The following is a 25,783-nucleotide window of genomic DNA, read 5'->3' on the forward strand; positions in this document are numbered from 1 at the left end:
GTCGTGATATTGCGCTGCAAAAAGAACCGCCATACGCCTCTGCCGCGGTGAGGGAAATCACCGCGGAAAAGGCCGGTTAACGGCGGAAATGAGGCGCGTTTTTCTGCGATTGAACTAACCTTGGGTTGCATCGCTCTGCATGCGCCGCGATTTGACCATTCCGAGAATTTTCCCGAGCAGCGCCCGTTCAGTCAGCAGGATCAGCACCGCATAGATGACGCCACCCACGGCAGCGCCGATGAGAACCTGAAGCGTGGCATTGGGAACGCGCTCAGCCAGAACGTGAAGCAGATAACGCACCGCACCGGCCATGATCAGCGCCGCGATCATCGGCCGGCTGCTGACATAAAGGCCGCGGAAGAAGGGTGTATCGCTTGCCTTGAACACCGCCCAGGAATAGGCGACCAGCGTTACCGCATTGACGATGCAGAGCCAAACCATCGCGTCGATCAGGGTGCCATAAAGCGCGGCAAGCCAGACCGCGACGGTGGTGACGATGGCGCGGATCGTCGCCGACCAGAACAGCACGCGGCCGTAACCTGCTCCCTTCAAATACGGGATGAAGGTGCTGCACGGCGTCAGAATGGCCTTCGACAGGGCGAGCAGGCCGAGAACGGGCCAGGCATAGGCCCAGTTCTGCCCGAAGATGACAAGCATGGCCGGCTCCGCCACGGCCCAGAGGCCGAACATCATCGGTGCCAAAAGCACGGTCAGCACCTGCGTACTGAACATCAGCGCATCGCGCCGGCGCTGCGGATCGTCCATCATGCGGCTGAAGGCGGGAAACAGGACACCCATGACAGCCGACAGAACCACCTGGTTGGGAATGCTGGCAAAGCGGTTGGAGGCGGAATAGGCGCCGGCATCCGCCAGCCCAAGATGCCGGGCAATGACCACCATCGGTGACTGGAAGGTAACGAAATTGGCGATTTCCGAGCCCATCAGCCCAGAACTGAAGCCGAGAAGCGGCACCAGTCGGCGCGGTTTCATGACGAAGCGCGGGCAATAGCGGGAAACGGCATAAAGCCCGACAAGCCGGATGAGGGCTGCGGCAAAAAGCTGGATGATCAGCGCCCAGACGCCGAAACCCATGAAAGCAAGCGCGACCGCGACAATGGCCGCGATGCTTTCCGATGCCATGCTCCACAGCGCGTCCTTGCTGAAATTCATCCGTCGCGCCAGCAGCGAATAGGCGACATCACCGGCAAGCTGCAGCGGGATGAGAAATGCCATGATGCGCAGCAGATAGGCGCTTTCCACCGCACCCAGCAGTTCACCGAAAAATTCCGCGAAGATGTAGAGGACGGCGGCCATGGTGCAGGAGATGGCGAGATTGGCCCAGAAGACGGTATGGATCGTTTCCATATCCTCTTCCTTCTCGACGATAAGGGCGGACGTCAGGCCCGCCCCGGCGATCATGGTCAGGAACTGTACAACCGTAAGTCCTACCGCCACCACCCCGAATTCTTCCGGCGTGAGGAGACGAGCGAGAATTGGGACCGTGACAAATTTAAGCCCGAATGTCCCTGTTTTTGATAAAACGCTCCAGCCGACATTCGTGGTGATGGTCTTTACATTTGGCGCTGGGGGCATACAAGCATCCTGTTTCTGGAGGCCGGCGGGAGGAAGCCGGTTGGGAGTTGCCGATACCATCGGGGCCGCTTTTAGGATCGGGCCCGACACTTCTTGATCAACGCAAGGGGCGAAACAATGGCAAGGTTTACTGTCGTCATTCCCTACTACCAAAAGCAGCACGGTGTCTTGGGACGTGCACTCGCATCGGTTTTTGCGCAGACCTACCAAGACTTCGATCTTGTCATCGTCGATGACGAATCGCCATACCCGATCGATCAGGAACTTGCGGAACTTTCGCAGGGTGAGAAAGACCGGATTCTTGTCATTAAGCAGGCCAATGCCGGCCCGGGCGGCGCGCGTAACACCGGTCTCGACCATGTGCCTGGCGGCACCGACTACGTTGCCTTTCTCGATTCCGACGATATCTGGACGCCAGATCATCTGCAGAATGCGGCCTTCGCACTAGAGACTTACGACGGCGATTGCTACTGGGCATCGATGCAGGCAAGTGACGAATTTTATTATCATTTTGCCATTTCCGAGTTGGAGAAAAATGAGGGCGCGGCACGGCTTTCCGAGAAACCGCTGGTGATCGAACTGCCGGATCTGGCAAGTGTGATGCTGCGCAACTGGAGCTTCCTGCATCTCTCCTGCATGGTGATTGGCCGTCCTCTTTTTGAGAAAATCCGCTTCGATCCGGCGCTCAGACTGGCGGCGGAAGACGTGCTGTTTTTCTGCGATTCCATCCTCGCATCGAAGCGGATGCTGCTCTGTGACGATGCCGGTGCGATGCGCGGAATGGGCGTCAATATCTTCCACAGCATCGACAATACCTCGCCGGAATTCCTGCGCCAGCAGTTCAATACCTGGGTGGCGCTCGATACGCTGGAGGGGCGTTTTTCACGCCGGCCGGACGATGTCGCCTCCATTGCGTCCTATAAAAACACGGCGCGCAAACAGGCGCTGTGGAGCCAGGCGGGCAACTTGAAACGGCGAAAGGCGCCCGAATTCGGACTGTTGTTGAAGTGGGCGATGCGTGATCCGGCACTGCTGCGTGCCGCTTTCGAACTCGGCGCCGGAAAAATCGTCCGCCCGCGATGAGCGAATTCTCGCCCGCAAGAATTTATATGTTTTTCACCCAGGAGTGACCTCATGAAACCTTACCACTGGGAATCTCATCACGGAAATTTCGGTGACGATCTCAATCTGTGGCTGTGGGACTTTCTGCTTCCGGGCCTGCGCGATGTGCATGACGATGTCATGCTCGTCGGAGTCGGCACTGTCCTGAACGATGTTCTTTTGCCGGGAAAACAGCGCAAGCTGGTGATCGGCAGCGGTTATGGTTACGGCGCGGTGCCGGATACCAGCACCGAATTCTGGGACATTCGCTGCGTGCGCGGCGAAAAAACTGCCGCCAAGCTCGGGCTCGCGCCCGAAAAAGGCATTGTCGATCCCGCCGTCATGGTCACCGAGATGCCCGATTTCAAAGACCTGCCGAAACTCTACAAGAAGACCTTTGTTCCGCACTGGGAATCGGCGGAATTCGGCATGTGGGAAACGGTCTGCGAGCCGGCAGGCCTCACCTATCTCGACCCGCGCGGCGAGGCGAAAGCGGTCATCCGCGCCATTGCCCAGTCGGAATTCATCGTGGCTGAATCCATGCATGGTGCAATCCTTGCCGATGCCTTCCGCGTGCCGTGGGTTGCGGTCAGCACCTCGCCGTCGATCAACAGCTTCAAATGGAGCGATTGGGCCGGCAGCGTCGGTGTCGACTATCAGCCGCGCTATGTGCCGGTTTCGACCCGCGCCGAGGCGGCGAAAAAGGGCTCGCGCTTCTGGGGTATGAGCTTCCCGCCGCCGCCCGGCCCCGTCATTGCCGAGGCCGGTTCCGTTCCGGTGCATGAAGGTCCGGCGCATGAGGGTGACGTGCTGGTCCGGCCGCAGGAAACGCAGTCCCGGTCATTGCGCAAATTGGCCAAGCAGGTGCTGGCCGCGCCTTCCACGCTGGCGCTCTGGCAGGCAAGTCGCGCGGAGCCGCGTCTCAGCCCGGATGGCCGGCTGGAAGAGCGCAAGGAGCGTTTCGCCGCCGTTCTGGAAACGGTGAAGCGGGATTATCTCTGAGGGCGAAGAGTGGATGCGGCAGGGAGTTTTCTGCCGCCTTCGCATGAGGATGCCATCCTCTAGGGTCTCTATTGTCATGCTCGGGCCTGTCCCGAGCATCTGCAACCGACCGATCATACGATACGTGAGTAAATCCTCGGGACAAGCCCGAGGATGACGGCGAGAAATTGGCGGAGGTCGCCTTTTCCCTTACGAAACCGGCGTGCCGTCCAGCAGATAACGCACATCACGCACCGGTGGCGATTTGCGGAAGCGGGCAGTCTTGTCGCTCCAGATGCCGCGCATGATGGCGGGCAGGGCGGGGAGGCGCGCAAGGGCGTGGCTTAACGCGCCGCCTATGCCTTTCTGCTTTTTCGTATCGAGAAAATGGCGAAGCTCGAATTTGGCGCGGATATGTTTTTCATGTTCGCGCAGGATCGCCGTTTCCTCCGCCGAAAGCCGGCAACCAGCGAGAATGGCTTTGTCCGCCTCGTATAAGCGGCGAAGATCTTCGGTGCGATGGCGGCCGCTCAGCGAGTTGCCGCGCACGATCGCGCCGTAACCGCAATGGTGGATGACCTTGTAGCGCGCGCCGGCGGCCAGCGCCCGCACGTAAAGCTCGTAATCTTCGCCAAGCCTCAGAGCCTCGTCATAACGCAGCGCATGTTTGTCGAGAAAAGAGCGGCGTATCACCGGTTTCAGAAATCCGGTTTCTCCGCGCTCCACGCCGGGCCTGGAAATATTGCCCTCGACGAATTCCGTGAGCGATAAAAACCGCGCCTGCGGCTCGAAACGGGCCGGCTGCATGGAGGAAGCGCCGGAAACCGATTGCTGGATGAAAGCGATATTGTCAGCCACGAGATCCCAGTCGTCATCGGTCAGCATGGCAGTGAAGCGACCCCTGAAGAAGAAGTCGTCCGCATCGAGAATGCTGATGAGCGGGGCAGATGAAATCGAAATCGCGTGGTTGCGCGCGGCCGAAGGACCGCGATTCACATCGAACCGCACGACCCGCAAACGGCCTGTGCCATCATCCGCCGCATGCGCCACGTCGCTTGTCGTGTCGGTGGAGCCATCGTCGATAACCACGACTTCCCCGACCTCGGGCTCCGCAAGGGCGGAGCGAATGGCGATATCGATGGTTTCAGATGCGTTTTTCGCAGCGATGATGACGCAAATGGGCTGTGAACCGCTCACCATGTGGTGTCCTTCTGCTTTGATCAACCGTCAGGATTTGCCCAGCAGAAAGTGTCAGGCGTATGGATGCAAGCGATTTTTTGCGGCGCAATAAAAGAAGCTGCGTAAAAGCTTACATATCGGTGAGTTTGGCGCCGTGCGGCGGGGCGCTTTTTGCCGGTTCCGCCGCCATGGTCTCGGCGCTGCGATCACGCGAAAAGGTTTCCCGCATCCGCCGTTTTTCTCGGGCGACGAGAACCAGAATTCCAATAAAATAGCCGATTTGCAGAATGACTGCACAGATGAGCGTCTGGATGAATGCGGTATAGAATGATCCGTGGATGAAATACGTGCCAACCGCAAAGGCAAGCAATGCACCGATCATGCTGAAAAAGACACGAGGTGCATACATGGTGCTCTCCTCCCGAGAACGATTTCTCCATTTTTGACTGCGCTGCGGCATTTTTTTTCTTTGCAAGAAATATACGATGAGACCGGTGCTGTTTCAACACACATATATAGTTCTTCTAACGGTTGCGGCATGAAATTTCGGTAATCTGGATTGGTAAATTCCTCCATAACTGCCGATTCGCGCCGATCAGGCCTGCCTGACGACACCGGCTCCTGCGTCTGGAAGCGCCAGAACCGTGCTGCGGTCGGCCCTTGCGGGTTGTCTGTCACGCTCTGCAGACTTCGTTAACCATCTCGCCTTTAAAAAGTCGGTATTGATTCCTCGAAGAGCAGGGTGCCCGCGTGACGACGAGTTCAGAAGTAATCGCCTTTCCGGCAAAGAACCGCATTGCCGACGTAAAACGATGTGCAACCATGCTCGACCGGCTGCATGGTGTGGAGGCGAATGATTTCTGGCGCAGGGAGTGCCGTGAACTGGCCGCCCGTTTGACGGCGCTTGGCTATGAGGACGCCGCCATGCGGCGCGAGGTCATGGAATTTCAAAACGCCGTGCAGGCTGAATTGTGGGCGGGGGACGCCACGCCCGAGGCACGCCGCGACAGCCATTGATGGTTCTTTTTCTTTAATAAAAAAAGCCGGCGGGTTATAAACCAGCCGGCTTTTTGTTGGTTCCGTACGCCTCAGGAGGCGCTAGCGGCGCCGCGCGTGCGGGCAACGCCATCCAGTGCGGGCTTATATTTAGGATCGAGTCGCGCCGCATGCGCATAGGACTTGGCAGCCTTGGCCATCTCACCGCGGCGCTCATAGACCAGCGCCTGGTTGGCCCAGGATTCCGCCACATTACCATCAAGCGAAATCGCGTGGTTGAAATCGGCGAAGGCGTTTTCATCGTCGTTCAGCGCGACATAAGAAAGGCCGCGGCCATTATAGGGCTCGGGCGACGTCGATGACAGCGAGATCGCCTTGGAGAAGTCCTCGATGGCCTGGGCATGCTGGTTGCGCAGTTGGTAGATCAGGCCACGATTGTGCCAGGCGCGCCCGTCGGTTGTTTCCAGCTCGATGGCGCGGGAGAAATCGTTGAAGGCTTCGTTCACGCGGCCGGACTGGCGGTAAAGATTGCCACGGCCGATGAGCGCCACATCGTAGCTCGGATTGATCTGCAGGGCAGCGTTGTAGTCCTGAAGGGCCTGCTGCTGCTGGCCGCTATTGCGGTAAACCAGCGCGCGGTTGGCATAGGCCTGGTAGAAGCGCGGGTTCAGCTGCAGCGCCTTGTTGAAATCCTCGATGGCGCGGCGCGAATCGCCGGCGCGGCCGTAGGCCGAACCGCGAACATTGTAACCTTCAGGGTCCTGCGGATTGGCGTTGATGACCGAGGTAAGCGAGGCGATGTTTTCCTGCGAGCCCTGGGCGCGGTCGATCCGGAACACATCTTCCGTCTGGTTGGATGTCGCACAGCCGGAAAGACCGGCAAGGATGGTGCAGACGACCAGAGAAGCGCGGAACCCTCTGTTGTTTTTCAGTGGCAACCGGCGCGCAGAGGCATCGGCGTTTTTCACAACACAGGCGTCGACAGCGATCATTCGGTGTGGGTTCCCTCGCAGGCCGGTCTCACGATCGTTCTCAAGAACATTCTCCGGCCACAAACACAAAAAGCGGCGGCGAATTGATCGCCCCCGCCCAACAAGCATTCAAAAACGTCCAAAAGACGGCCTATTAACGGCCTGCGCGGGGGCCTGCAACCAGACCTTCGCGCTGTGCACGCTTGCGTGCCAGCTTGCGAACGCGGCGAACGGCTTCAGCCTTTTCGCGGGCGCGCTTCTGGGAGGGCTTTTCGTAATAATCGCGCATTTTCATTTCACGGAAAATGCCTTCGCGCTGCATCTTTTTCTTGAGGGCGCGAAGCGCCTGATCAACGTTATTGTCGCGGACTAGTACCTGCACGTTAAACCCGTTCCTTTAGTTTGGTTATCTTGCTGTGAGAATAAAGGCATTCGCACGCAAACGAAAAATGGTTCGTCCGGCTGTCCAGCTGGGCGATTGGTGACGTGCAATAACAGATCATTTGCGCCAAGTCCAGCCGGTAGCGCATAATCCGCCTGCAAAATACGGGCTGTCCCGCGTTCGTCCCGCAATGTCGAAACAAAATCATTGCGACGTCGCAAAATGAATATTGCCTCCCCTCCCGATTTGCCATGTGTATGATATGGGCCGGGACTATCTTTACGGCCTCTGGCCGGTTCTTGAGGAGCAGATTGCGAATGCGCAAATATTCCGTTTTTGCCGTGGCGCGTGAGGCGCTCAGGGGTCACAAAGGGTGGGATGCGCAATGGGCCTCGCCCGAACCGCGCAAGGACTATGATGTCATCATCATCGGTGGTGGCGGACATGGTCTCGGAGCGGCCTATTACCTTGCCAAGGAACACGGCATTACCAATGTCGCAGTTTTGGAAAAAGGCTGGCTTGGCGGCGGCAATACGGGCCGCAACACCACCATCATCCGCTCCAACTATCTCTATGAAGAGAGCATGGATATTTACGAGCATTCCCTGAAACTGTGGGAAGGCCTGAGCCAGGATCTCAATTACAACGTCATGTATTCGGCGCGCGGCGTGATGATGCTGTCGCACAATATTCACGACCGGCAGTCCTTCAGCCGCCATATCAATGCCAACCGTCTTTATGGCATCGACAATGAATGGCTGACGCCGGAGCAGGCGAAAGCCTATTGCCCGCCGCTCGATATCTCAGGCAATGCGCGGTATCCGATCAATGGCGCAGCGCTCCAGCGCCGCGGCGGCACGGCTCGCCACGATGCGGTGGCCTGGGGTTATGCCCGTGCGGCCTCCGACCGCGGCGTGCACATCATCCAGAACTGCGAGGTCACGGGTATTCGCCGTGGGCCGGACGGAGCGGTGACGGGTGTGGAGACCAATCGCGGTTTCATCGGCGCGAAAAAAATCGGGGTTTCCGCCGCCGGCCACTCCTCCGTCATCATGAAAATGGCTGACGTCCGCGTTCCCCTGCATTCCAATCCGTTACAGGCACTGGTGTCGGAGCCGCTGAAGCCGATCTTCCCCTGCGTGGTCATGTCCAACACGGTGCATGCCTATATTTCGCAGTCCGACAAGGGCGAGCTGGTGATCGGTGCCGGCACCGACCAGTATAATTCCTATTCCCAGACCGGTGGTTTGCAGATCATCACCCATACGCTCGACGCCATCTGCGAACTCTTCCCGATTTTCCGCCGTGTCAAGATGATGCGCCAATGGGGCGGCATCACCGACAACACACCCGACCGCTCCGCCATCCAGAGCGTGACGCCGGTGCAAAACCTCTTCGTCAATTGCGGTTGGGGCACGGGTGGCTTCAAGGCGACGCCGGGTTCGGCCAATCTCTTCGCGCATCTCATCGCCCGCGGTGAACCGCATCGCCTCGCGGCCGGGCTGACGCTCGACCGGTTCCGTACCGGCCGCCTGATCGATGAGGCTGCCGCTGCCGCGGTGGCGCATTGATGCTGGCGGCGGCCATGCTTGCGATCAACATATCAGGCGCGGTTGCGGCCGTGCCCGCCGGCAGCGTCATTCCCGAGGCCAGGGATTTTCGCAGTCAGAAGATTGCGAAGATGCAGGGCGAGAAAGACTGGCCGTTCGCGGCGGAAAAAGGCCTGCTTCTCTGTGCTCCCAGTCTTGCAAACAAGATGGTTTATTTTGTCGGCGAGAAGGAGGATGGCGAGCAGGATTACCCTTTCGCGATCGATACCGACATGATGGCGGTCGCCATCGTCAATATGGGCCGGGCCTCGGCGCTGCGTCCCTTCGATAATTTCGAGCAGCTTTTAAAGCGGCTTTCCCCTTTCGTAGCCATGGGAAAGCGGCTGTGTGACCAACCCGCCGGAACCATACTTCCGGAAAACTCTCTCTAGGTGGAGCGACGATGCTTCTGATCCATTGCCCCTATTGCGGGGAAGACCGTTCCGAACTGGAATTCCGCTGGTCGGGCGAAGCCCATATCGCGCGTCCGACAAACATTGCCGATATCTCCGATGAGGCCTTCGCGGAATATTTCTTCATTCGCGACAATGACAAGGGCCTTGTTTTCGAGCGCTGGCGTCACATTCACGGCTGCGGCCGCTTCTTCAACGCCGCCCGCGATTCAGTCAGCGACAAGTTCTTGATGACCTACAGGGCGGGTGAACCGAAACCGGATACTGAGACGGTCCTTTCCGCAGAAAAGGGAGCCGGGCAATGAGCGGCGATTATCGTATAAAGGGTGCCGGCCGGCTGACCCCGGCCAGAACCGCCCGTTTCACCTTCGACGGCAAGATCTATCCGGCGTTGGAAGGCGATACCGTCGCGTCGGCGTTGCTGGCCAATGGCGTGCATCTGATCGGCCGCTCGTTCAAATATCACCGCCCGCGCGGTTTCCTGTCCGCTGGGCCGGAAGAGCCGAACGCGTTGATCGACGTCTCCCGCGACAGCCTGCGCAAGCAACCCAACGTGCGCGCCACGGTGCAGGAAGTCTTCGACGGCGCGATCATCGCCTCGCAGAACCGTTTCCCGTCACTCTCCTTCGATCTGAGCGCCGTCAACGATCTTCTCTCGCCGATGTTCGCAGCGGGCTTTTATTATAAGACCTTCATGTGGCCGAAGGCCGCCTGGCATAAGATTTACGAACCGCTGATCCGCCGCGCCGCTGGTCTCGGAAAAGCGCCGAGCGAGCCGGATGCGGATCATTATTCCGGCCGTTATGCCCATTGCGACGTGCTGGTGGCCGGCGCCGGCGTCGCCGGCCTGACGGCGGCGCTTGCCGCGGCAAAAACCGGTGCCAGCGTCATTCTGGTGGATGAAAATGCCGAAGTCGGCGGCGCGCTGCGCTTCGACACCGGTGCGGTGATCGACGGCCTGCCCGGCTACGAGTGGGCGCAGAAGGTTCTTGCCGAACTGCAATCCATGCCCAACGTCCGGGTTCTGACCCGCACGACGGCCTTCGGTTACTACAACCACAATTTCGTGGCGCTGGCGCAGCGCGTCACCGATCATCTCGCCACGCCCGCCAGACACCAGCCGCGTGAGCGGCTGTGGCAGGTGCGCGCCAAGAAGGTCGTGCTCGCGGCAGGCGCGATCGAGCGCCACATGGTTTTCGCCAATAATGATCGCCCCGGCATCATGCTGGCTTCGGCGGCCCGCACCTATCTCAACCAGTACGGCGTCGCCGTCGGTCACAATGTCGGTGTCTACACTGCGCATGATTCGGCCTATGAGACGGCCTTCGACCTGAAGAAGGCGGGCGTGAAGATCGCCGCCATCGTCGATTGCCGCGAAAATCCGGACCAGCGTCTGCTGGACGAGGCGCGCGCGCTCGGCATCGAGGTGCTGGCGGGCCACAGCGTCTACAACACCGCCGGCCGCCTGCGCGTGTCTTCCATGACCGTTGGCCGCAATGGCGGCTCCAACAAGCGCAAGATCGCCATCGATGCGCTTTTGGTTTCCGCCGGCTGGACACCGTCGGTGCATCTCTTCTCGCAATCGCGCGGCAAGCTGAAGTTCGACGCGGCCAACCAGCGTTTCCTGCCTGATATCCATGTGCAGAACTGCGTTTCCATCGGCGCCTGCAACGGCACGGACGATCTTTCCGCGATCATTGCCGAAGCGGCAGCTGCTGGCGGCGGTTCGGTGGAATTCTCCGGCGAAAATGCCCGGGCATGGACGGGCGGCATGATCGGTGCGGCCGAAGGCGCAGGCGAGGGCACCGGCGTCAAGGCCTTCATCGATTTCCAGCACGATGTCTGCGCCAAGGATATCCGCCTTGCCGTGCGCGAGGGCATGCATTCCGTCGAACACATCAAGCGCTTCACCACCAATGGCATGGCGTCCGATCAGGGCAAGATGTCGAACATGCATGGCCTCGCCATCGCATCGGAAGCGCTCGGCCGGGATTTGCCCAAGGTCGGTCTCACCACCTTCCGCCAGCCCTATACGCCGGTGACCTTCGGCACGCTCATCAACCATTCGCGCGGTGCGCTGTTTGACCCCACCCGCAAGACGCCGATGCACGAGGAAGAGCTGGCGGCGGGTGCGGTGTTCGAAGATGTCGGCAACTGGAAACGCGCGTGGTTCTTCCCGCGTGCGGGTGAGGACATGCATGAGGCGATCAACCGCGAATGCAAGACGGTGCGGACAAGCGTGGGCGTGTTCGATGCCTCCACACTCGGCAAGATCGAGGTGGTCGGCCCGGATGCGGCGAAATTCCTGAACCTCATCTACACCAATGCTTGGGATACGCTGAAACCCGGCCGGTGCCGTTATGGTATCATGACGCGCGAAGACGGCTTCGTTTACGATGACGGCGTCGTCGGGCGTCTGGCCGAGGACCGTTTCCATGTCACGACGACGACGGGCGGCGCGCCGCGCGTTCTCCAGCATATGGAAGATTATCTTCAGACCGAATTCCCCGATCTTAATGTCTGGCTCACCTCGGCCACCGAGCAATGGGCTGTCATTGCCGTGCAGGGGCCGAAGGCGCGCGAGGTTATCGCGCCCTTCGTCGAGGGCATCGACCTGTCGCCGGAAGCCTTCCCGCATATGGCGGTGGCCGAGGGCAAGTTCTGCGGCGTGCCGACGCGGCTTTTCCGCGTCTCCTTCACCGGCGAACTCGGTTTCGAAATCAATGTGCCCGCCGATTATGGCGCAGCCGTCTGGTCGGCGATCCGCGAAAGGGCGGAAGCCGTGGGCGGCTGCCTTTACGGCACCGAGACCATGCATATCCTGCGTGCGGAAAAGGGCTATATCATCGTCGGTCAGGACACGGACGGTACGGTGACCCCTGACGATGCCGGGCTTGCCTGGGCCGTTTCCAAGAAGAAGACGGATTTCGTCGGCATTCGCGGCCTGAAACGCATTGACCTGACGCGCACCGGCCGCAAGCAGCTCGTCGGTCTGAAGACGAAAGACCGACTGACCGTGCCTGACGAAGGCGGACAGATCGTTGCCGATCCGAACCAGCCGAAGCCGATGACCATGCTCGGCCATGTCACTTCGGCCTACTGGTCGGAAAATCTCGGCCACTCCATCGCCTTTGCGCTGGTGGCGGATGGCAGGGCGCGCATGGGTGAAACGCTTTATATTCCGCTTGCCGATAAAACCATTGCCGTCGAAGTGACCGACATGGTCTTCCTCGACAAGGAAGGAGTCCGTCTCAATGGCTGACATGCTGCACGCAAAACGCAAATCCGTGCTTGAGGATTTTCACGGCGGCTCGCCTTTCGTTTCGCTGAAAACCGCCGCCTCCGCCTCGCGGCTGTCGCTGCGGGCGCGGGAAAGTGCCGTACCGGCGCTCTCGGAGGCACTCGGCCTTGCTCTGCCCACCAGCCCGAAAGGCTCCGTCACGTCGGGTCTGCGCTCGGCTCTATGGCTTGGCCCGGATGAATGGCTGGTGATCGATCAGGGTGAAAGCGACCTGATGGCTGCGCTTGCCGGCGTCTCCGGGCTGTTTTCCGCAACCGATGTTTCCCACCGCAACACGGCCGTCATCGTCTCCGGCCCAGGCGCGGAAGCAGCACTCAATGCCGGCTGCCCGCAGGACCTGTCTCCGGCACGGTTCCCGGTGGGCGCCTGCTCACGCACGGTTTTCGGTAAGGCGGAAGTGGTGCTGCTGCGCACGGCGGACGATACGTTCCGGGTGGAATGCTGGCGTTCCTTTGCCGAATATGTCGGCGGGCTATTGCAGGAGGCGGCCGAGGACGTGGCGGTTTAACCCGCCATCCAGCCTCGCCATTCCACCCATCGCCCATGGAAATCGGCCCGGCCGATTTCCTGCTTCTCGCCGGTCGGCCAGATCTGAAGGGTAATGGCGGCGCTGCCCGGCGTCGCGTCTGCCTCCATTTGCAGCCGGGCAAGCGGGGCATCCGGCGTAGCGCGGGCTCCGGCTTCGCTAATTACAGCCTCGCCGGCCTCCTTCAACGCATCGGGCAGATATTGCCAGGCGACTGAGTGATAGACGACGTGGGCAGCACCCGGATATTGCCTGGCAAGGCGGCGTTTCAGCCAGTCGACCGCGTCCACCTTCTCGACATGCAGACCATGTTCTACGGCTATCCGCAGGGCGGCGGCGGTTCGCTGCAGCCTGTCTGTCTGATCGGCCCAGACATAGGACATCAGCCGCAGGCGATCTTCGGCGGATGACGGGTCGAGCGGGTTGAGGTCGCCTCCGGCACGCTCGATAACCTCGATCCGGCCATCCGGCGGGGTGTTGCCGCGCCATTCCGGCGACAGGAAAACATCGGATCGTTCACCCCAGGTGAGGCCGCCGAGGCGATATCGGTAACGGTCGAATTGCAGGTTGAGCCCGGCGCTCGCTCCCACCTCCGACAGCACCAGCGGCTTGCCGGTCAGTGCCGCGATCGAAAGAAAGCCCGGCAGCAGAACGGCGGAACGGCGAACCTCGTTGGTCTGCGGCGGTGATTTCAACCTTGCGAGGATGAAGGGCGAATGAAAACGAAGGGCGCTGGCGCAGGCCTGCCAGAGCGCTTCTTCGTCTTCCGGCGCAATATCGGCAAGCGGCGCGATCTTTTCCTCGATGGCGAGCGCATGCAGGGCGCCCGCCAGCCGCAGGGGAACGGAATCGCCCGAGGGGCCGACATCACCGGGCCAGGATAAAATGCGCTCGCCTATCTCGGTTTGCCTGTCGAGCCTTGCTGCCATGGCACGGCAGAGCCGTGCGGTAAAGGGCGAGCCGAGGCTGTCGCAGGCTCTTGCCTGCGAAAGAAAGGCATTCCTTACGGCTTCGTCATGCATGCCGTCTCTCCGTTGCGGTGGTTTCAGGCGTCTTGCGGCCTGTCCTCCGGGTTGAACTGGCTGATGGTGGTCCAGCGGGCGGTAAGCGCCGACTTTTTTTCGTTTTCGATTTCCACCGTCACGTCATAAGTTGTCATCAGCATGGCCGCACCGCGAAAACGCGCTTCCGCCAGCGTGAAGCGGCCGCGCACCCGCGCACCGCTTTTGACCGGCGTCACGAAACGGACGGTATCGAAGCCGTAATTGATGCCCATGGTCTGTTCGCGAATACGGGGCAGGGCGTCGTAATTCAGCGCCGAAAGCAGCGACAGCGTCAGGAACCCATGTGCGATGGTGCCGCCAAAAGGGCTTTCAGCACGGGCGCGCTCAGGGTCCATATGGATGAACTGTTCATCCAGTGTCGCTTTCCCGAAGGCGTTTATCATCGTCTGGTCGACGGTGATCCAGTCGGAAACGCCCATTTCCGTGCCGACCAGATTTTTCATCTCCGCCAGCGCAATTTCTTTTGTCATGTTACCTCGTCCGCATTGTTTCCAGGGACTTATACGGCTGGCGACGCGAAGGGATCAACTGCGCAGATAAAACACCACGGAACGGGCGGGCAGGAAGGCGGGATTGCCGAAATCCGTGCCGATCGCATGCCAGCCATCGCCGGGCAGCGTGAAAGGAACGACCTCGCGACCGCGATTGATGAGAACCGCAAGCTCGACCTCGTCGCCCGTTTCCCGGTCCGACGTTGAAAGCACCATGGCGAAGGCGGGTCCATTCGGGCTTTCCCAGTCCGCAATCGTCATGGGCTCCCCGCCCGGAGCAAGCCATGTCACATCGCCGCTGCCGGAAAAGAAGCCGGTCTCGGAAAAGACGCCGAAGCGTTTGCGAAGCGCTGCGAGAAATGCCGTGTGATCGATCAGTTCGGGGACAAGCGAAGACCATTCGACCCAGTTGATGTCATTGTCCTGGCAATAGGCGTTGTTGTTGCCCTGCTGACTGCGGCCGCCCTCGTCACCCGCCGTCAACATCAGGGTGCCGCGGCTGACAAAAAGCGTGGAAAGCAGCGCTTTTACATCCGCAAGGCGAGCGGCGACAATGGCGGGATCGTCGGTCAATCCCTCGAAACCATTGTTCCAGGAATGGTTGTCGTTATGCCCGTCGCGATTGTTCTCGCCGTTTTTTTCATTGTGCTTGTGTTCGTGGCTGACGAGATCGAACAGGGTGAAACCATCATGGGCGGCAAGGAAATTGACGCTGCGGCTTTTCAGGCGGCCATGGCGGGAAAAGATCGGCGAGGAGCCGGACAGGGCATTGGCCAGCGCCCCCGTCGTGCCAGCATCTCCACGCCAGAAACGGCGCATGTCATCGCGGGCGCGGTCGTTCCATTCCAGGAAACTTTCTGGGAAATTGCCGAGCTGATAACCGCCGGGGCCGATATCCCAGGGTTCGGCGATCAGCAGGCGGTCGTAAAGCACCGAGTCCGAATGCATCGCGGCCAGCGTCTCGCTCACCATGTCGAAACCCGCGGCCGTCCTCCCGAGCACCGGCGCAAGATCGAAACGGAAGCCATCCACGCCGGCATTGAGAACGAAATGCCGCAGCGAATCGATGATGAGCTGGCGAACATAGGGGTGGTCGCAGGCAACCGTGTTGCCGGTGCCGGTGTCGTTGACCAGCACGCCCGGCTTTCCCGGCGGGTGGCGGAAGGCGGTGAGGTTATCGAGCCCGCGCAGCGACAGGATCGAGCCTTCGATATCGCTTTCGCCGGTATGGTTGAAGACCAGGTCGAGAACGACGCCGATGCCTTGCGCATGCAGTGCCGCAACCGTATCGCGCAATTCCCGCACGCCGCCAGGGCAGAGGCGCGGATCGAGTGCCATGAAACCGACGGGATTATAACCCCAGGCATTGGAAAGGCCGAGCGGCGGCAGGTGGCGCTCATCGATCCATGCGGTGATCGGCATCAACTCCACCGCATCGACGCCGATTTTTTTCAGGTGCGCGACAATGGCGGGATGCGCAAGTGCGGCAACGGTGCCCCTGATCTCTTCCGGCACTTCAGGATGCAGCCGGGTAAAGGATTTGACGGCGAGTTCGTAAATCAGCCCGCCTTCGGCAAAAAGCGGCGGTTGACGCCTGACCGGCTCATATTGCGAAAGGATCGTTTTCGGCATGATCCCGCCGGTCTCCGCACCAAAGGCGTAAAGCGCGGGGTCGTGCCGGAAGGGGCGGTCGATCTCCGTGGCATAGGGGTCGAGCAGCAGTTTCGCAGGATCGAACCAGAGGCCGTGTTCAGGGGCGTAAATGCCGTGAGTGCGAAAGCCGTATCGCGTGCCGGGGCCCGCGTCGGAGACGGTCAACCGGTGAACGTCATCTTCACCGCGCGCCATCGGCAAACGCGCCGTTTCTTTTTCGCCCTTCGTATCGAAAAGGCAGAGATCGATCTGCGAGGCGTGCCGGGAGTAGACCGTGAATTCCGTTCCGTTTTCCGTCTGGATTGCGCCTTTGGGGAAAACGGAAGGTGTCTGCATGGTCGGTCTCTCCGGGAAATGGTGTTTCTCTTCCAGAATGGAACAGGGAGGCAAGGCCGAGTGAGGGACGCTTTCAGTGCGTCCCTCATGAGCGGGCGGCAAGCCCTTACGTAATAACGCTCGGTGCGTTGCGGCCGGTATGAGCCTTGATGCCGGCGATGGTATCGGCAACGGAAATCAGGTCGGCAAGCGCCTCCTGGGTTTCGATACCGTGGCGGGCCGCATCCGGCTCGTAACGCTCGACATAGAGGCGAAGCGTGGCGCCCGCAGTACCCGTGCCGGAGAGGCGAAGCACGATGCGCGAACCGCCTTCGAACAGGATGCGGATGCCCTGATTTTTGCTGACCGACTGATCGACCGGATCGTGATAGGCAAAATCATCCGCCGCCGCGACCTTCAGATTGCCATAGCTGGTGCCGGGAAGTGTGGCGAGTTTTTCGCGCAGGGTGGCGACCAGCGTGTTCGCCGCATCCGAATCCACTTCCTCATAGTCATGGCGGGAATAATAGTTGCGGCCATATTCGGCCCAGTGCTTGGTGACGATGTCCTTCACACTTTCCTTGCGGGCGGCGACAATGTTCAGCCAGTAGAGCACGGCCCAAAGGCCATCCTTTTCTCGCACATGGTTGGAGCCCGTGCCGAAGCTTTCCTCGCCGCAAATCGTTACCTTGCCAGCATCCATGAGATTGCCGAAGAATTTCCAGCCGGTCGGCGTTTCATACATGCCAAGGCCGAGTTTTTCGGCGACACGGTCCGCTGCCGCACTGGTCGGCATGGAGCGGGCGATGCCGGAAATGCCGGCGGCATAACCGGGCGCCAGTTTGGCATTGGCGGCGATGATCGCCAGACTGTCTGATGGGGTGACGAACATGCCCTTGCCGACAACCATGTTGCGGTCGCCATCGCCATCGGAAGCCGCGCCGAAATCGGGGCCTTGCGGGCTCATCACATCGTCATAAAGCTCCTTGGCGTGGACAAGGTTCGGGTCTGGATGGTGGCCGCCGAAATCCGGCAGCGGCGTTGCATTGCGGACGGAGCCTTTCGGCGCGCCGAGACGCTTTTCGAGGATTTCCACCGCATAGGGGCCGGTGACAGCGCTCATGGAGTCGATGACGACCCTGAAGCCGCCAGCGATGAGCGCACGGATGGCGTCGAAATCGAAAAGTTCTTCCATCAGGGTGGCATAGTCTGTGACCGGGTCTATCACCTCGACTGTCAGCTCATCCACCTTGAAGCTGCCGATCTTGTCGAGGTCGATATCGGCGGCATCGGAAATCTTGTAGCTGTCGATGACCTTCGAGCGGGCAAAGATCGCGTCCGTGATCTTTTCCGGCGCGGGGCCGCCATTGCCGATATTGTATTTGATGCCGAAATCTTCGTTCGGGCCGCCGGGATTATGGCTGGCGGAAAGAACGATGCCGCCGAAGGCCTTGTATTTGCGGATGATGTTGGAGGCGGCCGGCGTGGAGAGAATGCCGCCCTGACCAACCAGCACCTTGCCGAAACCGGCGGCGGCAGCCATTTTGATCGCCTTCTGGATGACTTCGCGGTTGTAATAGCGGCCGTCGCCGCCGATCACCAGCGTCTGTCCTTCAAAGCCTTCAAGCGCGTCGAAGATCGACTGGATGAAGTTCTCGGCGTAATTTTCCTGGGCGAAGACCGGCACCTTCTTGCGCAGGCCTGAAGTGCCCGGCTTCTGGTCCTGATAGGGCTTCGTCTGAACGGTCTTGATCATTGTTTCAATGGCCTTTCGAAATAAGCTGGCTGTAAAGCGCGGCGTAAAGACCGGCGCTCTTTTCCCAGGAAACATCGGATTTCATTCCGAGTTTCTGCATTTGTGTCCACAGTTTCGGGTCGTGGTAATAACGGACGGCCCGGCGGATCGCCTGTTTCAGACCATCGAGCGTGACGGGTGAAAATTGCACGCCGGTCGCCGATTTATTGGCGATGGCGGCATGGTTGGCGTCGATCACGGTATCGGCAAGACCGCCGGTGCGGGCGACGACCGGAATGCAGCCGTAACGCAGCGCGTAAAGCTGGGTGAGGCCGCAGGGTTCGAAACGAGAGGGAATGATGATCGCATCGCAGCCCGCCTGCATCAGGTGCGAGAGTGGCTCGTTATAACCGATAGCGACACCGACGCGGCCATGGTGGCGGGACGCCGCCGCCAGAAGCGCGCCCTCCAGCGCCACTTCCCCCGCGCCCAGCACCACGAGGCGACCGCCAAGGGAAACGATCTCGTCCACGGCTTCCGCCATGAGGTCGATACCCTTTTGCCAGGTGAGGCGGGAGATGATGCAGAAAAGCGGGCTGTCATCATCGTCGATGCGGAAATGTTCGGCGACCGCCTTCTTGTTCAGCGCACGGTTCTTGAGATTGGCGGCTGAATAATTGTCGTGAATCAGGTGATCGGTGGCCGGGTTCCAGACGTCGGCATCGATGCCGTTGACGATGCCGTGCAGCACATGGGCGCGGCTGCCGATGACGCCGTGCAAGCCCATGCCGAATTGCGGGGTGAGGATTTCCTCGGCATAGGACGGGCTGACGGTGCTGAGCGCCGTTGCCGTCTGCAGGCCGCCCTTCAGGAAGCTCACATCGTTGTAATACTCGATGCCTTCCATGCCGAAGGCATGGGCGGGGAGGCCAAGCTTGCTGAAGATATTCGCGCCGAACTGGCCCTGAAAGGCGATGTTGTGGATGGTGAGAAGGCTCGGAATCTCGGGCGTTTCGGCATAACGCATATAGACCGGCGCCATTGCGGCCTGCCAGTCATGGGCATGCACCATATCCGGCCGCCAACCGGGAAGCGCGCCGGCGGCGATGCGGGCGGCGGCCAGGGAAAGCGCCGCGAAGCGTTTCCAGTTGTCAGAATAGTCCTTGCCGGTCTGGTCGAGATAGGGGCCGCCGGAGCGCTCGTAATAGGCGGGCGCGTCAAGAATGAGGAGGTTCAGTCCCTCATGCCGCACTTCGAGCACATCGGCTTTTTCGCCGAGCAGATCGGTAAATTCGAAGCATTTGACGGGATCCGTCACGGCGGCTTTCACCGCCGGATATCCGGGTATCAATGTGCGCGTCGTGACGCCATGGGCTTCCAGCGCGATGGGGAGTGCGCCAACAACGTCGGCGAGCCCTCCGGTCTTGATCAGGGGATAGATTTCGGATGAAACCGAAAGGACATTCATGGGCTCTACAGGTCCAGCTTGTCGATCATCGATTGGGTGATAAGGCAAATGCCGTTTTCAGTGCGGCGGAAACGTTTGGCATCCAGTTCTGGGTCTTCTCCTACAATCAGTCCTTCCGGAATGACCACGCCATGGTCGATGACGACATTGCTGAGCTGGGCGTGACGCCCGATCTTCACACTTGGCAGTACTACGGCATTCTCAAGGCGGGAATATGAATTGGCCCGCACACCCGTAAAGAGGAGGCTGCGGTTGAGGGCGGCGCCGGAAATGATGCAATCGCCGGAGACGACCGAAGACACGGCCGAGCCGCGGCGGTTCTCGTCATCGTGCACAAATTTCGCCGGCGGTGTGATTTCCGCATAGGTCCAGATCGGCCAGGATTTGTCGTATATATCGAGGTCCGGCACCACATCCGTCAGGTCGATATTGGCCTGCCAATAGGCATCGATGGTGCCGACGTCGCGCCAGTAGGGGCCATGCTCGAAATCGGAACGCACGCAGGAATCCGCGAAGCGATGGGCGACGGCTTTGCCGTGCTCGACGATATAGGGAATGATGTCTTTGCCGAAGTCTCGGCTGGAGCTCGGATCGGCGGCGTCGCGGCGCAGCGCTTCCATCAGGAATTTCGTGTGAAAGACGTAGATGCCCATCGAGGCGAGCGCGAAGCCTTCATTGCCGGGAATGCCCGGCGGATCGGCCGGTTTTTCGATGAAATCAATGATCTCGTCTTTTTCATTCACATGCATCACGCCGAAGCCGGTCGCTTCCATGCGCGGCACTTCAAGGCAGCCGATCGTTACATCGGCGCCGGAATCGACATGCTGCTGCAGCATGTATTCGTAATCCATTTTGTAGATATGGTCGCCGGCGAGAATGACCATATATTCCGGCGCATAGGGCTCAATGATGTCGATGTTCTGGTAGACGGCGTCGGCCGTGCCTTCATACCATTGCGTTTCGGAAACGCGCTGGGAGGCCGGCAGAATATCGAAGCTTTCGTTACGCTCGGGACGGAAGAAGTCCCAGCCGCGCTGCAGGTGGCGGATGAGCGAGTGCGCCTTGTATTGCGTGGCGACGCCGATGCGGCGAATGCCGGAATTGAGCGCGTTGGAGAGCGCGAAATCGATGATGCGCGCCTTGCCGCCGAAATAGACGGCGGGTTTTGCCCGGCGGTCCGTCAGTTCCTTCAGACGGCTGCCTCTGCCGCCTGCGAGGACATAGGCCATTGCATCGCGTGCCAAAGGCTGAACTCTTTTTTCCGACATGGTGTCCTCCCTCTGTGTCTGTCAGTTTTCCGGCTCGAGCATGATCGTCGCGAGCGGTGGCAGGACGAGCATTGTCCCGATGTCTCCTCCGGCATCGACCGCCTGAACGCGCCCGCCATTTCCCTTGCCGCTGCCGCCATAAATTTCGGCATCGGTGTTGAGAATCTCCCTCCACCGCCCCGCCTGGGGCAGCGGCACATAATAGTTTTCCCGATAGACCGGTGTCAGATTGCAGATGACCGCCACCGGTTTTTCGCCGGGCGCCGTGCGCAGCCAGGCAAAGACGGAGTTCTCGTGATCATCGACCACCAGCCAGCGGAAGCCGTCGGGTTCGCAATCGCGGGCGTGCAGGGCGGCTTTGGATCGATAGGTGAGGTTGAGATCGCGCACGAGGCGGCGCATGCCCTCATGCATCGGATATTGGCGCAGGTTCCAGTCGAGCGAACCCTTCTCGCTCCACTCGCTCCACTGCGCGAATTCCTGCCCCATGAACAGCAGCTTCTTGCCGGGATAACCCCACATGAAGCCGTAATAGGACCGCAGATTGGCGAATTTCTGCCAGTCATCGCCGGACATTTTGGCGATCAGCGATCCTTTGCCGTGCACAACCTCGTCGTGGGACAGCGGCAGCACGAAATTTTCGGTGAAGGCGTAAAGCAGGCCGAAGGTCAGCTCCTGATGGTGGAACTTGCGATGCACCGGCTCACGCGAGAAATAACTGAGCGTGTCGTGCATGAAGCCCATATTCCACTTGAAACCGAAACCGAGGCCGCCCTCGTGGACGGGCTGCGATACTTTCGGCCAGGAGGTGGATTCCTCGGCAATGGTCATGACGCCCGGATGGGTGCCATAAACGAGGGAATTCATCTTCTGCAGGAAGCGGACGGATTCCAGGTTCTCGCGCCCGCCATATTCGTTGGGGATCCACTCGCCTTCCTTGCGGGAATAATCGAGATAGAGCATCGAGGCGACCGCATCGACACGCAGGCCGTCGAGATGGAATTTCTCGGCCCAATAAAGCGCGTTGTTGATGAGGTAGGACATCACCTCGACGCGGCCGAAATTGTAGATGGCCGTGTTCCAGTCGGGATGGAAACCCTGGCGCGGATCGGCATGTTCGTAAAGCGCGGTGCCATCGAACCAGCGCAACCCGTGCTCGTCGGTCGGAAAATGCGCGGGAACCCAATCGAGCAGAACACCGATGCCGACCTTATGGGCGCCGTTGACGAAACGGGCGAAACCTTCCGGATCGCCGAAACGGGCAGTCGGGGCGTAAAGGCCAGTGGTCTGATAACCCCAGGAAGGGTCATAGGGATGTTCGGTGACCGGCAGGAACTCGATGTGGGTGAAGCCCATATCCGTGCAATAGGGAATGAGCTCGGCGGCCAGTTCGTCCCAGCTCAGGAACGTGCCGTCCTCGCGCCGCCGCCAGGAGCCGGCATGCACCTCATAGATACTGATAGGCTGGCGGCGCTGGTCCACCTGCGCCCAATGTTCCCGATGGGCCTGGTCTTCCCATTCCTGGGCGAGTTCAGGTGCGGTAACGGAGGCGTTCTTCGGCCGCAACTCGGCGCGCCGCGCATAGGGGTCCGCCTTCAGCGGCAGGAGCTCGCCGTTTGCGCCGAGGATTTCGAACTTGTAGGCGCAGCCGGCATAGACGTCAGGCGCGAAGATTTCCCAGATGCCGGTATCCTTGCGGAAACGCATGACATGCCGTCGGCCATCCCAATTGTTGAAATCGCCGACAACGGAAACGCGCCGCGCATTGGGCGCCCAGACGGCGAAGTGGAAACCCTCGACGCCCTCGAGCTTCAGCGGATGCGCGCCCATCCTGTCGAAGAGCCGCAGATGCGATCCTTCGCGAACGAAATAATCGTCCATCGGTCCGAGAACCGGGCCGAAACTGTAAGGGTCGGTCACCGCCCATTCGGCATCGTCGCGGCTGGCGCGATACCGCACCGGTTGGCGCTTTGAAAGATCGATCCGGCCTTCGAAAAAGCCGTCGGGATCGAGCCGCTTTAATTCGCCCACGAAGTTTCCGTCCAGCGTCAGGACGGAAACCTCCTCGGCACCGGGAATGAAACAGCGGGCGGAAAATCCTTCCGGCGTTTCGTGAACGCCGAGAAGGGCAAAGGGATTGGAATGCAAACCGCTCTTGATCGCCTCGATTTCAGCCTTCGTGATATCGCCAGTCTTTTTCTCTTCGGCCGAATTGAGCGGTTTTTTCATCAGGCTCTCCAGATCTCGGTGGCGTATTGGCGGATCGTTCTGTCGGACGAGAACCAGCCCATACGCGCCGTGTTGCGCACTGTCTTGGCATACCAGCTGTCCGGATCGCTCCAGATCGCGTCCACCTCGCGCTGTGCATTGGCATAGGCGTCGAAGTCGGCGGCGACCATGAACCAGTCGCTGTTATAGATACCGTCGATCAGGCCGGCGAAACGGGAGCGGTCATCCGGCGAGAAGACGCCGGAGGCGATGGAAGACAGCGCCTGCGACAACTCCGCCGATCCTTCGATGATCGCGCGGGGATTGTGGCCTTCGGCGCGCGCCTTGGCCACTTCATCCGCCGTCATTCCGAAGATGACGATATTTTCCGCGCCGACATGATCGCGCATTTCGACATTTGCGCCATCGAGCGTGCCGATGGTGAGCGCGCCGTTGAGTGCGAATTTCATATTGCCGGTGCCGGAGGCTTCCATGCCGGCCGTCGATATCTGTTCGGAAAGATCGGCGGCGGGAACCATGATTTCGGCCAGCGAGACATTGTAGTTCGGAATAAACACCACTTTCAGAAGCCCGCGCACGGCCGGATCGTTGTTGATGACCCGGGCAATATCATTGGCAAGCTTGATGATCAGCTTCGCGTTGTGATAACTAGGCGCCGCCTTGCCTGCGAAGAACTTAACGCGCGGCACCCAATCCAGTTCCGGGTGAGAACGGATCTGGTCGTAAAGCGCGACCGTCTCCACGAGGTTCAAAAGCTGGCGCTTATATTCATGGATACGTTTGATCTGGATGTCGAACATGGCGGAAGGGTCGACGCGGATGCCCATGCGCTGCGCTACCGTATTGGCAAGCCGCACCTTGTTCAGACGTTTCACCTCGGCGAATTTTTCGCGGAAACCGGCATCGTCGGCGAAACGGTCGAGTGCTGTCAGCTTTTCCGCATCGTCGAGGAAATCGTCGCCGATCGCCTCGCGCAGCAGGCTGGTGAGCCCCGGATTGCACTGCATCAGCCAGCGGCGCGGCGTAATGCCATTGGTCTTGTTGTTGATACGGTCAGGGTAAAGGCTGTGCAGATCGGCAAAGACCGTTTCCTTCATCAGATCGGTATGAAGGGCGGAAACGCCGTTGATGGAATGTGAGCCGATAAAGGCGAGATTGCCCATGCGCACGCGACGCTCGCCGCCTTCATCGATCAGCGAGATCGAGCGGATCTGCTGATCCGCCATCTTCTTTTCCTTGCGGGCGAAAAGCAGCGTGTTGGCGTTGATCGCATAGACGATCTGCATATGTCTTGGCAAAAGACGCTCGAGCAGCGGCACCGGCCAGCTTTCCAGCGCCTCCGGCAAAAGCGTGTGGTTGGTGTAGGAGAAGGTGCCCTGCGTGATCTTCCACGCCTCCTCGAATTCCAGACCGTGCACATCGCACAGAAGACGCATCATTTCGGCGATGGAGATCGCCGGATGCGTGTCGTTGAGCTGGATCGAGACCTTCTCGGGCAGCGAAGTGAAGTCCGGATATTGCTGCAGGTGACGGCGCAGAATGTCCTGCAGCGAGGCGGAGGAGAAGAAGAACTCCTGTCTGAGGCGCAGTTCCTGACCGGCCGGCGTCGCGTCGGCAGGGTAGAGAACCCGCGTCAGGCTTTCCGCCTTGTTGCTCTCGCGCAATGCGCCGATATGGTCGCCGGCGTTGAAGGCGGCCAGTAAAATGGGGTCGATCGGCTGCGCGGACCAGAGGCGGAGCGTATTGACGCGGGTGCCGCGCCAGCCGACGACCGGCGTGTCATAGGCCATGGCGATCACGCGTTCGGCCGGTTTCCATACGAAACGCTGCGGATCTTCGTATCCGCCGATGGTCTCTACCGATCCGCCGAAGCCGATTTCATAAGAGCTTTCGCGTCGCTCGAATTCCCAGGGGTTGCCATGCGCAAGCCAGGTTTCCGGCAGTTCCACCTGCCATCCATCCGCCATCTGCTGGCGGAAGAGGCCGTGCACGTAACGGATGCCGTAGCCATAGGCGGGAATGTCGACGGTCGCCATGGATTCCATGAAACAGGCGGCTAGACGGCCAAGGCCGCCATTGCCGAGTGCGGCATCCGGCTCCAGCCCGGCGATAACGTCAAGATCGACGCCGAGCGAGGACAGCGCATCGCGAATTTCATGCATCAGGCCGATATTGGAGATGGCGTCGCGCATCAGGCGGCCGATCAGGAATTCCAGCGACAGATAATAAACGCGCTTGGAATTATTGGCATAGGCCTTGCGGGTGGATTCCATCCACTTGTCGATGATGCGGTCGCGCACGACGAGGATGGTTGCGGTCAGCCAGTCATGGGGCTTGGCGACCTTGACGTCCTTGCCGATGCGATAGGTCAGTCGTTCGATGATTTCCGCGGCCATGATTTCCGGGTTGGAACTGCGCGGGGCGGGGCGGGGAAGATCGGCGGTGTTGAGGTTATTGATCATTGGTCGGTCAGCACCTTGGTGGGAGGAGAGGGTCTGAGAGGTCGATCCGTGTTGCCTTTGCTGATG

21 protein-coding genes are annotated in these 25,783 nt (G+C 60.0%); 8 read left to right on the forward strand and 13 right to left on the reverse strand.

Annotated elements, in window-relative coordinates; translation table 11 throughout:
- Nucleotides 1-114: 114 nt before the first annotated feature.
- Nucleotides 115-1,593, reverse strand: coding sequence for a lipopolysaccharide biosynthesis protein (locus PL599_RS14460; protein ID WP_137412509.1), 1,479 nt, complete (start codon nt 1,591-1,593; stop codon nt 115-117).
- Nucleotides 1,594-1,710: 117 nt separating this feature from the next.
- On the opposite strand from PL599_RS14460, the gene PL599_RS14465 reads away from it, so the two are divergent.
- Entirely contained in the window at nt 1,711-2,676 is a 966-nt protein-coding gene (locus PL599_RS14465) for a glycosyltransferase family 2 protein (RefSeq protein WP_271359200.1), read from the forward strand.
- Nucleotides 2,677-2,727: 51 nt separating this feature from the next.
- Complete coding sequence (locus PL599_RS14470; RefSeq protein WP_191218037.1) at nt 2,728-3,696, forward strand: polysaccharide pyruvyl transferase family protein; 969 nt, start codon at nt 2,728-2,730, stop codon at nt 3,694-3,696.
- Between the two features lie 189 nt (nt 3,697-3,885).
- Here the strand turns inward: PL599_RS14470 and PL599_RS14475 are convergent, their stop codons facing one another.
- Together PL599_RS14475 and PL599_RS14480 are read right to left on the reverse strand one after the other, a co-directional pair.
- Nucleotides 3,886-4,875 carry a glycosyltransferase family 2 protein gene (locus PL599_RS14475; protein WP_269824599.1) on the reverse strand — a complete coding sequence of 330 codons (990 nt, stop codon included), beginning with the start codon at nt 4,873-4,875 and terminating at the stop codon, nt 3,886-3,888.
- A 109-nt stretch (nt 4,876-4,984) separates the two neighbouring features.
- Nucleotides 4,985-5,263, reverse strand: a complete 279-nt coding sequence (locus PL599_RS14480) for an exopolysaccharide production repressor protein (protein WP_077984784.1) — start codon at nt 5,261-5,263, stop codon at nt 4,985-4,987.
- Between the two features lie 341 nt (nt 5,264-5,604).
- Between PL599_RS14480 and PL599_RS14485 the strand changes: the two genes are divergently transcribed.
- Nucleotides 5,605-5,871 carry a DUF6074 family protein gene (locus PL599_RS14485; protein ID WP_077984785.1) on the forward strand — a complete coding sequence of 89 codons (267 nt, stop codon included), beginning with the start codon at nt 5,605-5,607 and terminating at the stop codon, nt 5,869-5,871.
- A 71-nt stretch (nt 5,872-5,942) separates the two neighbouring features.
- Here the strand turns inward: PL599_RS14485 and PL599_RS14490 are convergent, their stop codons facing one another.
- Both PL599_RS14490 and rpsU read right to left on the reverse strand, forming a co-directional pair.
- Complete coding sequence (locus PL599_RS14490) at nt 5,943-6,842, reverse strand: tetratricopeptide repeat protein (RefSeq protein WP_077984786.1); 900 nt, start codon at nt 6,840-6,842, stop codon at nt 5,943-5,945.
- A gap of 133 nt (nt 6,843-6,975) precedes the next feature.
- Nucleotides 6,976-7,203, reverse strand: coding sequence for a 30S ribosomal protein S21 (gene rpsU, locus PL599_RS14495; RefSeq protein ID WP_003508541.1), 228 nt, complete (start codon nt 7,201-7,203; stop codon nt 6,976-6,978).
- Nucleotides 7,204-7,520: 317 nt separating this feature from the next.
- Here rpsU and PL599_RS14500 point away from each other — a divergent pair, with 317 nt between their 5' ends.
- From PL599_RS14500 to PL599_RS14520, 5 genes are read left to right on the forward strand one after another with little or no spacing between them, the layout of a single operon-like run.
- Complete coding sequence (locus PL599_RS14500) at nt 7,521-8,774, forward strand: sarcosine oxidase subunit beta family protein (RefSeq protein WP_059756984.1); 1,254 nt, start codon at nt 7,521-7,523, stop codon at nt 8,772-8,774.
- On the forward strand, nt 8,774-9,184 hold the full coding sequence (locus tag PL599_RS14505) for a hypothetical protein (RefSeq protein ID WP_162520537.1): 411 nt from the start codon (nt 8,774-8,776) through the stop codon (nt 9,182-9,184). Before PL599_RS14500 ends, PL599_RS14505 begins: the two co-directional genes overlap by 1 nt.
- Nucleotides 9,185-9,195: 11 nt before the next feature.
- Nucleotides 9,196-9,510, forward strand: a complete 315-nt coding sequence (locus PL599_RS14510; RefSeq protein ID WP_137412503.1) for a sarcosine oxidase subunit delta — start codon at nt 9,196-9,198, stop codon at nt 9,508-9,510.
- Nucleotides 9,507-12,467 (forward strand): sarcosine oxidase subunit alpha, encoded by a 2,961-nt coding sequence (locus tag PL599_RS14515; protein WP_271359209.1) that lies wholly within the window; start codon nt 9,507-9,509, stop codon nt 12,465-12,467. Before PL599_RS14510 ends, PL599_RS14515 begins: the two co-directional genes overlap by 4 nt.
- On the forward strand, nt 12,460-13,014 hold the full coding sequence (locus PL599_RS14520; RefSeq protein ID WP_269824596.1) for a sarcosine oxidase subunit gamma: 555 nt from the start codon (nt 12,460-12,462) through the stop codon (nt 13,012-13,014). Before PL599_RS14515 ends, PL599_RS14520 begins: the two co-directional genes overlap by 8 nt.
- Here PL599_RS14520 and PL599_RS14525 read toward each other — a convergent pair.
- The 8 genes from PL599_RS14525 to PL599_RS14560 form a co-directional block, all read right to left on the reverse strand.
- The gene (locus PL599_RS14525; RefSeq protein WP_271359211.1) at nt 13,011-14,054 is read right to left on the reverse strand and encodes a DUF2332 domain-containing protein; all 1,044 of its coding nucleotides are present in this window, start codon (nt 14,052-14,054) and stop codon (nt 13,011-13,013) included. The two genes, PL599_RS14520 and PL599_RS14525, sit on opposite strands and share 4 nt — an antisense overlap.
- Before the next feature lie 23 nt (nt 14,055-14,077).
- Nucleotides 14,078-14,566 carry a MaoC family dehydratase gene (locus tag PL599_RS14530; protein WP_271359212.1) on the reverse strand — a complete coding sequence of 163 codons (489 nt, stop codon included), beginning with the start codon at nt 14,564-14,566 and terminating at the stop codon, nt 14,078-14,080.
- Nucleotides 14,567-14,620: 54 nt separating this feature from the next.
- Nucleotides 14,621-16,576 carry a glycogen debranching protein GlgX gene (gene glgX, locus PL599_RS14535; RefSeq protein WP_269824593.1) on the reverse strand — a complete coding sequence of 652 codons (1,956 nt, stop codon included), beginning with the start codon at nt 16,574-16,576 and terminating at the stop codon, nt 14,621-14,623.
- Nucleotides 16,577-16,682: 106 nt separating this feature from the next.
- The gene (locus PL599_RS14540) at nt 16,683-18,311 is read right to left on the reverse strand and encodes an alpha-D-glucose phosphate-specific phosphoglucomutase (protein WP_269824592.1); all 1,629 of its coding nucleotides are present in this window, start codon (nt 18,309-18,311) and stop codon (nt 16,683-16,685) included.
- A gap of 4 nt (nt 18,312-18,315) precedes the next feature.
- Nucleotides 18,316-19,758, reverse strand: coding sequence for a glycogen synthase GlgA (glgA, locus tag PL599_RS14545; RefSeq protein WP_269824591.1), 1,443 nt, complete (start codon nt 19,756-19,758; stop codon nt 18,316-18,318).
- A 5-nt stretch (nt 19,759-19,763) separates the two neighbouring features.
- Nucleotides 19,764-21,026: a glucose-1-phosphate adenylyltransferase gene (glgC, locus tag PL599_RS14550; RefSeq protein WP_077984795.1), complete on the reverse strand. Its 1,263-nt coding sequence runs from the start codon at nt 21,024-21,026 to the stop codon at nt 19,764-19,766.
- Between the two features lie 21 nt (nt 21,027-21,047).
- Nucleotides 21,048-23,255 carry a 1,4-alpha-glucan branching protein GlgB gene (gene glgB, locus PL599_RS14555; RefSeq protein ID WP_269824590.1) on the reverse strand — a complete coding sequence of 736 codons (2,208 nt, stop codon included), beginning with the start codon at nt 23,253-23,255 and terminating at the stop codon, nt 21,048-21,050.
- A complete protein-coding gene (locus PL599_RS14560) occupies nt 23,255-25,717 on the reverse strand; it encodes a glycogen/starch/alpha-glucan phosphorylase (protein WP_137412494.1) in 2,463 nt (820 codons plus the stop codon). The genes glgB and PL599_RS14560 overlap by 1 nt, the downstream gene beginning before the upstream one ends.
- Between the last annotated feature and the right edge of the window lie 66 nt (nt 25,718-25,783).

Origin of the sequence: Agrobacterium sp. ST15.16.055, from assembly GCF_027956555.1 — a bacterium.
GTDB lineage: Bacteria > Pseudomonadota > Alphaproteobacteria > Rhizobiales > Rhizobiaceae > Agrobacterium > Agrobacterium salinitolerans.